9 protein-coding genes are annotated in these 8,703 nt (G+C 45.2%); 7 read left to right on the forward strand and 2 right to left on the reverse strand.

What is annotated here, in order from left to right:
* Nucleotides 1–443 precede the first annotated feature (443 nt).
* The 4 genes from PF479_RS01035 to PF479_RS01050 all read left to right on the forward strand — a co-directional run bounded on the left by PF479_RS01035 (nucleotide 444) and on the right by PF479_RS01050 (nucleotide 5,061).
* Entirely contained in the window at nucleotides 444–1,736 is a 1,293-nt protein-coding gene (locus PF479_RS01035; RefSeq protein WP_298001345.1) for an ABC transporter substrate-binding protein, read from the forward strand.
* A gap of 63 nt (nucleotides 1,737–1,799) precedes the next feature.
* Nucleotides 1,800–2,690 carry a carbohydrate ABC transporter permease gene (locus PF479_RS01040; protein WP_298001347.1) on the forward strand — a complete coding sequence of 297 codons (891 nt, stop codon included), beginning with the start codon at nucleotides 1,800–1,802 and terminating at the stop codon, nucleotides 2,688–2,690.
* The gene (locus PF479_RS01045; RefSeq protein ID WP_298001349.1) at nucleotides 2,687–3,538 is read left to right on the forward strand and encodes a carbohydrate ABC transporter permease; all 852 of its coding nucleotides are present in this window, start codon (nucleotides 2,687–2,689) and stop codon (nucleotides 3,536–3,538) included. The genes PF479_RS01040 and PF479_RS01045 overlap by 4 nt, the downstream gene beginning before the upstream one ends.
* A 17-nt stretch (nucleotides 3,539–3,555) precedes the next feature.
* Nucleotides 3,556–5,061, forward strand: coding sequence for an alpha-N-arabinofuranosidase (locus PF479_RS01050; protein WP_298001351.1), 1,506 nt, complete (start codon nucleotides 3,556–3,558; stop codon nucleotides 5,059–5,061).
* Between the two features lie 221 nt (nucleotides 5,062–5,282).
* Here PF479_RS01050 and PF479_RS01055 read toward each other — a convergent pair whose 3' ends face one another.
* Together PF479_RS01055 and PF479_RS01060 are read right to left on the reverse strand one after the other, a co-directional pair.
* Nucleotides 5,283–6,284, reverse strand: a complete 1,002-nt coding sequence (locus PF479_RS01055; protein ID WP_298001352.1) for a peptidylprolyl isomerase — start codon at nucleotides 6,282–6,284, stop codon at nucleotides 5,283–5,285.
* Nucleotides 6,285–6,345: 61 nt separating this feature from the next.
* Nucleotides 6,346–6,570 carry a hypothetical protein gene (locus PF479_RS01060; protein ID WP_298001354.1) on the reverse strand — a complete coding sequence of 75 codons (225 nt, stop codon included), beginning with the start codon at nucleotides 6,568–6,570 and terminating at the stop codon, nucleotides 6,346–6,348.
* 100 nt (nucleotides 6,571–6,670) lie between these two features.
* On the opposite strand from PF479_RS01060, the gene PF479_RS01065 reads away from it, so the two are divergent.
* From PF479_RS01065 to PF479_RS01075, 3 genes are all read left to right on the forward strand, one after another.
* A complete protein-coding gene (locus PF479_RS01065; protein WP_298001356.1) occupies nucleotides 6,671–7,681 on the forward strand; it encodes a YafY family protein in 1,011 nt (336 codons plus the stop codon).
* A gap of 26 nt (nucleotides 7,682–7,707) precedes the next feature.
* A complete protein-coding gene (locus PF479_RS01070; RefSeq protein ID WP_298001357.1) occupies nucleotides 7,708–8,424 on the forward strand; it encodes a M48 family metallopeptidase in 717 nt (238 codons plus the stop codon).
* 7 nt (nucleotides 8,425–8,431) lie between these two features.
* The coding region (locus PF479_RS01075; RefSeq protein WP_298001359.1) for a hypothetical protein at nucleotides 8,432–8,703 on the forward strand (272 nt) is incomplete at its 3' end.

Below are 8,703 nucleotides of genomic sequence, written 5' to 3' on the forward strand. Positions count from 1 at the left end.
GCAATTCCAGAATTGAAGCCAGCTCATTTATAATTTTTTCACCACGTCTCAGTTCATCCAGGATTCTGATTCTTATCTCAGACGCCAGGCCCTTGATGACATTCAAATCCTCATGTGGATCAATCAGCATGATTCTTCCCTTCATTTTAAAACCTCTCTTAACTGAATGCATCTTAATATATTAAAAAAACAGATACAATCATTCATATATAGATAATTGTTCACGAAAAGTGTAATACAAACACTTCATATCAATATACATGATATATATAAAAAGTCTATAGTTTTCTCAACAAACACGTCTTATACCTCTGCAATGTGTTTAAAGCTAATAATCAGCATGGTATTTTCATTTGACAAGTGAAAAATGTAGGAATATAATACAGTCATTATCATGATATATGATATGTATTATATTTTATGAACCAAATAAAGGAGCTTTTATGAAAACTGTAAGAACGATTTTAGCAATACTCATTCTTATGATGGTACCTTTTGCAATATCTGCGGGAGGTCAGACTGACAGTGCTGGTGGAGATACTCCCATCACCTTCTGGACCTTCAACGAACTGCATCAGCAGTTTTACGAGATGGCCGCAGAAGAATGGAACAAAGATAATCCAACTCGCAAAATTGAACTTCAGGCTGAGACTTTCCCTTACAACGATATGCACAACAAACTTCTTGTGGCTCTGCAGTCGGGAGTCGGAGCACCGGCTATTGTGGATATTGAAATCAGCAAATTCCCTAATTTCCTGAAAGGTCAGATTCAGTTGGAACCCATGAATGAATACGTTAATCCTGTAGTGGATCAGCTTGTAAAATCCAGACTGGACATCTATGCGAAGGATGGAAACTACTACGGTCTTCCCTTCCACGTGGGTGCGGCTGTCATGTATTACAATGTTGAAATCATGGATGCAGCCGGTGTCAATATTGATGACATCAAAACCTGGGATGATTATGTTCAGGCCGGTCTTAAAGTCAAAGCGGCTACCGGGAAAATGATGACCTCCATCGAAACCACCGACCAATGGACATTCTGGCCCATGATCTCCCAGCGGGATTCAGATTTTTTCAATCCCGACGGAAGCGTTGCTTTGGACAACAAAGCTAATATTGCCACACTGGAATTCCTTCACAACATGATCTATAAACAGAAGATTGCCGCCACGACTCCCGGTGGAAATCACCATTCTGAAGAGTATTACGGCGCCATGAATGCCGGAGATTTCGCCTCTGTCCTGATGCCCATGTGGTATATGGGACGATTCACCGACTATATGAGCGATCTGAAGGGAAAAATAGCCATCCGTCCTCTTCCAAGCTGGACCGTTGGTGGCAAACGCTCTGCCGGTATGGGTGGTACGGGTACTGTTGTCACAAAGCAGGCTGAATATCCTGAGATCGCAAAAGAATTCCTGGCCTATGCCAAGCTGAGTGAGAAAGGAAACATCCAGCTCTGGTCCTTCCTTGGATTTGACCCACCCAGATGGTCTGTATGGGATGATCCTGCTCTGAAAGCAACGAATAAATTCACTGAGTATTTCGTCAATGATGATATCTTCGGCCTGCTTTTGGAAGTGAAGGATGAAATCAATCCTGTAACAATCACAGAACAGATTCCTCAAGCATCTGAGCTTGTCAAAGGAGATATAATGTTTCAGGCTCTTGGAGATCAATCCAAGACCCCTGCTCAGGCACTTAAAGATGCTGCCGATAAATTAAGAAAATAGATATTGAATAAATCCCTTCTGATGAGATTCAGGAGGGATTTTATCATCGGGAGTCTTGAATATATGAAAATCCATAGCAAAACAAAGCGGCATCTTGTTCCTTATATGTTTGTCGCACCTTTTCTCATCTCTCTCATTTTTTTCTATCTCTATCCCCTTATTTCAACTGTGATCATGAGCTTCCAGCATATTGTACCCGGAGAAGTTGAGTTCATTGGCTTTGAGAATTACGCAAAATTGAATGACGAGCATTTTTTTATTGCCATTAAGAACTCCTTCGTTTACACCACCCTGACAATTGCGGTTTTGATTCCGATTCCTGTTATTTTTGCCGCCACATTAAATGGAAAAAAATTCATCGGATCCACCATATTCAGATCAGTGTTTTTTATTCCCTCGCTGGTCTCAGTCGTCGTGGCCGGAACGATTGTCAGACTTATTTTTGCATCCCCCGACGGGGCTTTAATTAACTCCCTCATTTCATACTTCAATATCACTCCCCAGAAATGGCTCATGGCAGGAAAATTTCACGCCATGTTCCTCCTCGTGATCCTTGCAACATGGAGATGGACAGGCATAAACATTATCTATTTTCTCTCGGGATTGCAGACCATTCCGGACGAACTCTATGAAGCGGCATCCATTGACGGGGCAAATACGGTCCAGAAATTCCTCGTTATAACACTGCCTCTTTTAAAACCGATAGTCATATTTGTGACAACTATCAGCATACTGGGTGGATTTTCCATGTTTGAGGAAAGCTACATCCTCTGGCAAGGGACTTCTCCCAGCAATATAGGTTTGACCATGGTCGGTTATGTTTACAGAAAAGGATTCCAGTCAGGCGACCTGGGAATGGGTTCAGCCGTAGGGCTGGTCCTGCTGGTCATCATCCTGGTATTAAGCATCATACAACTCCTTTTTTGGGGATTCTTCAAAAGGAGTGAATCATGATCAGGTATAGAAGCAGACAGAGTCTGATAAGTTTTTTCCTTCTGATACTATTTTCAGTTTTTTCGGTCATCACCCTCTTTCCCATTTTCGCTCTGATCATGTCTTCCTTCAGACCAGGAACCGACCTGATGAGGTTCGGGATCACAATGGAATCCCTGCTCAATAGGGATAAAAACCTGGATAACTACAGGGAACTGTTTTTCGGTGAGCGATCCCTTTTCAATCTCTGGTTTCGAAACAGCATGATCATCCTGATGTTACAGACGAGTGTTACCGTATTTCTCACCTCCCTCGTCGGCTACGGGTTAGCGGTATATACCTTTAAGGGAAGGAATGTCCTGATCGGTCTTGTACTGATCCTCATGATGGTACCCATACAGATACTGATCCTTCCTCTCTACAAAATGATGATTACCATGAAGCTGATGAATACAATCCTGGGAGTCATGCTCCCCTTTATGCTCTCTCCCATTGCCATATTCTTCTTCAGACAGTTCTGCCTGGGATTGCCCCTGGAACTGATGGATGCCGCCAGAATCGATGGTCTGTCCGAGTCTGGAATATATTTCAGAATCATGTCTCACCTGATGCTGCCGGCCTACGGCGCGATGGCCATCCTGGAAGGTCTGAGGAGCTGGAATAACTACCTTTGGCCCCTGATTGTATTAAGGACGACAAAGAAATTCACAATTCCCATCGGATTGAATACATTGCTTACCCCTTATGGCAACAATTACAACGTGTTGATTTCCGGGGCGGTCATTGCGACAATTCCAATAATAATTCTATTCCTGATGTTTCAAAGGTATTTTATATCCGGCCTCAGTTCCGGTAGCGTTAAAGGATAAAATAAAGGAGCTTAAAAATGAAAGCAAAAATCATGATAAATAAAAATTTCAAACTCAGTGAGATTGACGACAGACTATACGGATCTTTCATAGAACACCTGGGAAGGGCGGTCTACGGCGGTATTTACGAGCCGGGCCACAGCAAAGCAGACAAGGAAGGATTTAGAGAGGATGTTCTGGAGCTTGTCCAGGAACTGAAGGTTCCCGTGGTTAGATATCCCGGTGGAAACTTTGTCTCCGCCTACAATTGGGAAGATTCAGTCGGTCCTGTTGAAGAACGTCCGGCCTGTCTGGATCTGGCCTGGAAATCCAAAGAACCTAACGAATTCGGTTTGAATGAGTTTGTCAGCTGGGCAAAAAAGGCCGAAACGGATGTGATGATGGCCATCAACCTGGGAACACGGGGCATATCTGATGCCAGAAATCTGGTAGAATACTGCAATCATGAAGGTGGGTCCTACTGGAGTGATTTACGAAAAAAACACGGTGTGGAAAAGCCTCACAATATCAAACTCTGGTGCCTGGGCAATGAAATGGATGGTCCCTGGCAGGTGGGGCACAAGACGTCCTATGAATATGGACGGATAGCCAATGAAACAGCCAAGGCATTGAAACTCTTTGATCCTGAACTCGAACTGGTTGTGTGCGGCAGCTCGAGCAACCAGATGCCGACCTTTCCTGAATGGGAAAGGACCGTTTTGGAAGAGTGCTATGAAAACGTGGACTATATCTCTTTGCACATATATCTGAAAAATGAGGAAAATGACCTGCAGACATTTCTGGCGACTCCCATGGGAATGGATGACTTTATTGATGTTGTTTCCAAGACCTGTGATTACGTAAAAGCTAAAAAGAGAAGTAAAAAAACCATAAATCTCTCCTTTGATGAATGGAATGTCTGGTTCCACTCCAACGAGCAGGATGAGGATATTTACAAAAGACAGCCATGGCAGGTCGGCCCTCCCCTGCTGGAAGATATCTACACCTTTGAAGACGCTTTGGTTGTCGGGGGTATGATCAACTCTCTGATCCGCCATTCAGACCGTGTCAAAATCGGATGTCTGGCTCAGCTGGTGAATGTGATAGCCCCTATCATGACGGAAAATGACGGCACAGTCTGGAAGCAGACAATTTTCTACCCCTTCTACTATGCCTCGGTTTACGGTCGGGGGACAGCCTTGAATATCTCTGTCGATTCTCCAAGCTATGAAAACAAAACATTTGGAACCGTTCCCTTTATTGATATCACTGCTGTGCACAATAAGACTGGAGAATTGACTCTCTTCATTATCAACAGAAATCATGAGTCTGATATGGAACTTGATATTGTTGTGAGCGGATTTGAAGAATATAAAATCATAGAGCACGCCGTCATGGTTCATGATGATGTTAAGGCAGTCAATTCGAAAGAGAATATGAATGAAGTCATCCCTGTGAAAGGCTCGGGATTGTCGGCATCTCAGGGCCATATTACAGGCAAACTGAAAAAACTGAGCTGGAACTGCCTGCGCCTGTCTCAATAAGTTTGAAACTCTTCAAGCCTGTCATACTGATGCTTTCGGGCATCCTTATGACGGGATGTATGAGCCAGGCCCGAACCAGTCAGCAATCCATCCTCTATTATAACGCCTAAGATGCAAAAAAAAATTGTTTTACAACTCTGAGGATTGAACCACTCTACTAGAGTGAAGATGGATGGCCTTTCTTAGAATAGCCGAGGATCACCCGGCTATTCCAATACAAATCAGGACTGAGCGGCAGGAACGACCACAGGGGCTTCGGCTTCCACAGTCGCCCATTCGGGAAGAACTATTTTAGCGCCTTTTCTGAGGTCTTCAATATAAGTCATAGTTCCTTCTTCATAGGCCTTTTGATTCAGCTGCTCTTTAATCATGTCTTTCACATCATCAAAGGGTGTGGGGATTTCTTCATTTTTACCGGTCACCAGGATCAGGTGGTAGCCGAACTGGGAGAGTACTGGTTCTCCAACTATACCGATTTCCTGATTAAAAGCTGCTTCTTCAAAAACGGGCACTGTCTGTCCACGGGTAATCACACCCAGGTCTCCCCGGTTGGCTTTAGTGGGCCCCTCAGAGTAAGCTGCGGCGGCATCACCAAAGTCCATTCCGGCTTTGATCTTTTCATGGATGCCGCTGATCTTAACCAGTGCCTCAGACTCGGTCTGATCATCATTGATCATGATAAGAATATGGCTGCAATTCACCGATTCAGGAGTGATAAAGTAGGTATTCTGATTATCATCATAGAACTTACGGATCTCTTCATCTGAGACGGCCACGTTTTCGGACACTTCTTTATCAAAGAGGCTCTGAAGGACGGACTGCCATTCCAGTTCCTGAGTCAGGCTTTCTTCGGTAAATCCGTTGGTTTCGAGGCTTGAAGCAAACTCCTCGACCGTGGGGAACTGCTGTTTAAAACTTTCGATCTTGGACTGAACGCCTTCTGTATCCGCCTCTATCTTCAGATCTTCTGCTTTCTCCAGCAGAAGCTGTTTGACAACCAGGGAATCCAGAAGTCTGGGTTTCATCGTTTCAAGATCGGCATCTGTTAAAAATTGTCCCTGCAGTTCATACTGTTTCTTGAATGCCTCTACTTCCTTGTCAAATTCCGCCTGGGGAATATCAGTTTTATTGACTCTGGCCACAACCCCTTCATCCAGCTTGCCTGAGCCGCAGGATGCGAGAGCCATGATGAGAACCAGAAGAGCCGGTATCATTTTTTTCATAGTGTTATTTCCTTGAATTCTAGATAAATTTCGTCAATGGTACGGCCTCGGCCTCAAGCTGTCAACACAAGGGCGATTCTTCAAGTATATATTTTACAAAATCCGCTACAGAACAGCCCCCGCTGTAGTCCGTATTGGATTTCAGACACTGAATTGTGTTGTATGGCTGGATCATAAAGATATCATCCACCTGGTTGTCCCACTCTCCCGTTTGGGCTCGCAGAGAGCTGAGATCTCCAGGTTCCCCACAAAAATCATTTTCTTCTAAAATCATAATTTTTCTCATTTAATTCCTCCAAAACTTGCTTTATTCCCTGTTTTAACTCATTCTAAGGCCTATATGTGCCACATCATGGCACATATATATTTTTTAAAAGGATATTTTTATGGCCGCAGCAAAAAACCTGATTCAGTTTATGAAAGCCTTTGAACTTCTCTCCCGTCCGGGAGGGATCAGCATCAAAGAATTACAGGAAAAGCTGGGCCTGAGCCGCAGGTCGGTCTACCGTCTCTTCGAATCCATGGAAGAACTGGGATATCCTCTTGTGGACAGACCCCTGGACGGCAAGACGAAGAACTGGGGCCTGATGGAAGAATACATAACATCCAGACCCTCCGGCCGGATTCCCAGACTGTCCCTGAATACAAAAGAAACGATGATCCTCTACCAGATTCTCTCCCGTCAGACCCCCTTGTATGAATCGGGTATGAAGCAGACCATCGGCGCCCTCAGGAACCGGCTGGAACAGTTTTATCTTGAAAATACCCGGGCAGGGAAAGTAGAGAGATTCAAGGATATCTTCGTCAGTATACCGGGCCAGTATAAACACCTGGATGGGAAAGAAATCATCTATGAGACACTGCTCCAGGCTGCCCTGGATCAAAAAATATGCAGGGGGGTATACAGATCATTCAGGCTGCAGGAAGACAGGGAAATGGAATTCACAGTACTCTGTTTTTTTGAATGGAATTATGGTTTGTACTGCTTCATCCGGCGACGGGAGGATGGAGAATTGAGAACCATGGCTCTGGAACGATTTGTATCGGCCGTTTTAACAGACATACCCGGAGGGAAAGAGAAGGATTTTCATCCTGAGGCCCTCCTGGAACAAGCCTGGGCATTAAACACGGATGACCCCCTGGAAGTGAAAATACACTTTTCCCCTTCGGCCGCACCCTATATAAAAGAGAGGGAATGGAGCAGCAGTCAGAAGATCGAACTCCACATCGATGGCTCTCTCACCCTCAGTATGAAGACTTCGGGACGCCGGGATATTAAAAGCTGGGTTCAATCCTTTGGAAAAGAGGCCTTTCTGCTCGAGCCGAAAGATTTGAAAAAAGAGTTACAGAAGGAGCTGGAAGAACAGATTTCCGGCTATAAAGAATCAACATTATAAAGAAAATCAGGGTATAATCAATTCCTATGCACCGAATATGTACTGAAGAAAAAGTCATTCATATACAGGGTCATCCCGTCAGGCTTCAGAAAAAGAATATGAAGAGCCTCCGGTTGAGGCTGATTCCTCCCCATGGAGAGATCCGGATTTCTGTCCCTTCCTGGTATTCCGATAAAAAAGCGGCCCAGTTTGTGCTTTCACGATGGGAATGGATTCAGGAACAGCAGCGCACGATTCAGGCTGTTCATCCTTTGACACAACAAAGATACCTGGACGGATCTTCCCTGCTCTTCCAGGGAAGATCCTATAGGATATGTATACAGACAGCGGCAAGATCGTCTGTCCCCCTCCTGGCAGGAGACTGCATCATCCTGAAGGAAAAAGAAGGAACAGGGGAAGACCAGAGGAAAAAGAAAATTGAAACCTGGTACCGTAAACAGATGATGCTGATTATGGAGCCTCTGATCATTCACTGGTCAGACCTGATGAAAGTACAGCCCCTGGAATGGAAGATTAAAAAGATGAATACCCGCTGGGGAAGCTGCAACACTTCATCCTGCCGGATCTGGCTGAATTTGGAACTGATCACCATGAAGCCTGAGATATTGGAATACGTTCTGGTCCACGAACTGACTCACCTTCTGGAACGGTGTCACAACAAACGGTTCAAGGCCCTTCTGGATCAGTTTCTTCCCACCTGGAGAGGCTTAAGCAGAGAACTGCGGGGTGGGCTTCCTCTTTGACAATCCGATGCTGCTGATCAATCCTCCCTCAGTTCGAAACTGCGAGCCTCCCGTTGCCCTGCTGAAGCTGGCGGGGGCCCTGAAAGCCGCAGGAGAGGGCGTTCACATCCTGGACGGCGCGGCAGAAGCCTATTGGTGGCTCTCCGGCCTTCCGGCGTCCGACCCGGAAGATGTCCGTGCCCGTCGGTCCCGGAAAAACAGGGAACGCCTCTGGCAGAGTCTCAGCCCTGAGATACCGGGAACAGGCAAAGCCTACACATCTTTTGACCGGTATAAGAA

The organism is Oceanispirochaeta sp., from assembly GCF_027859075.1.
Lineage (GTDB): Bacteria > Spirochaetota > Spirochaetia > DSM-2461 > DSM-2461 > Oceanispirochaeta.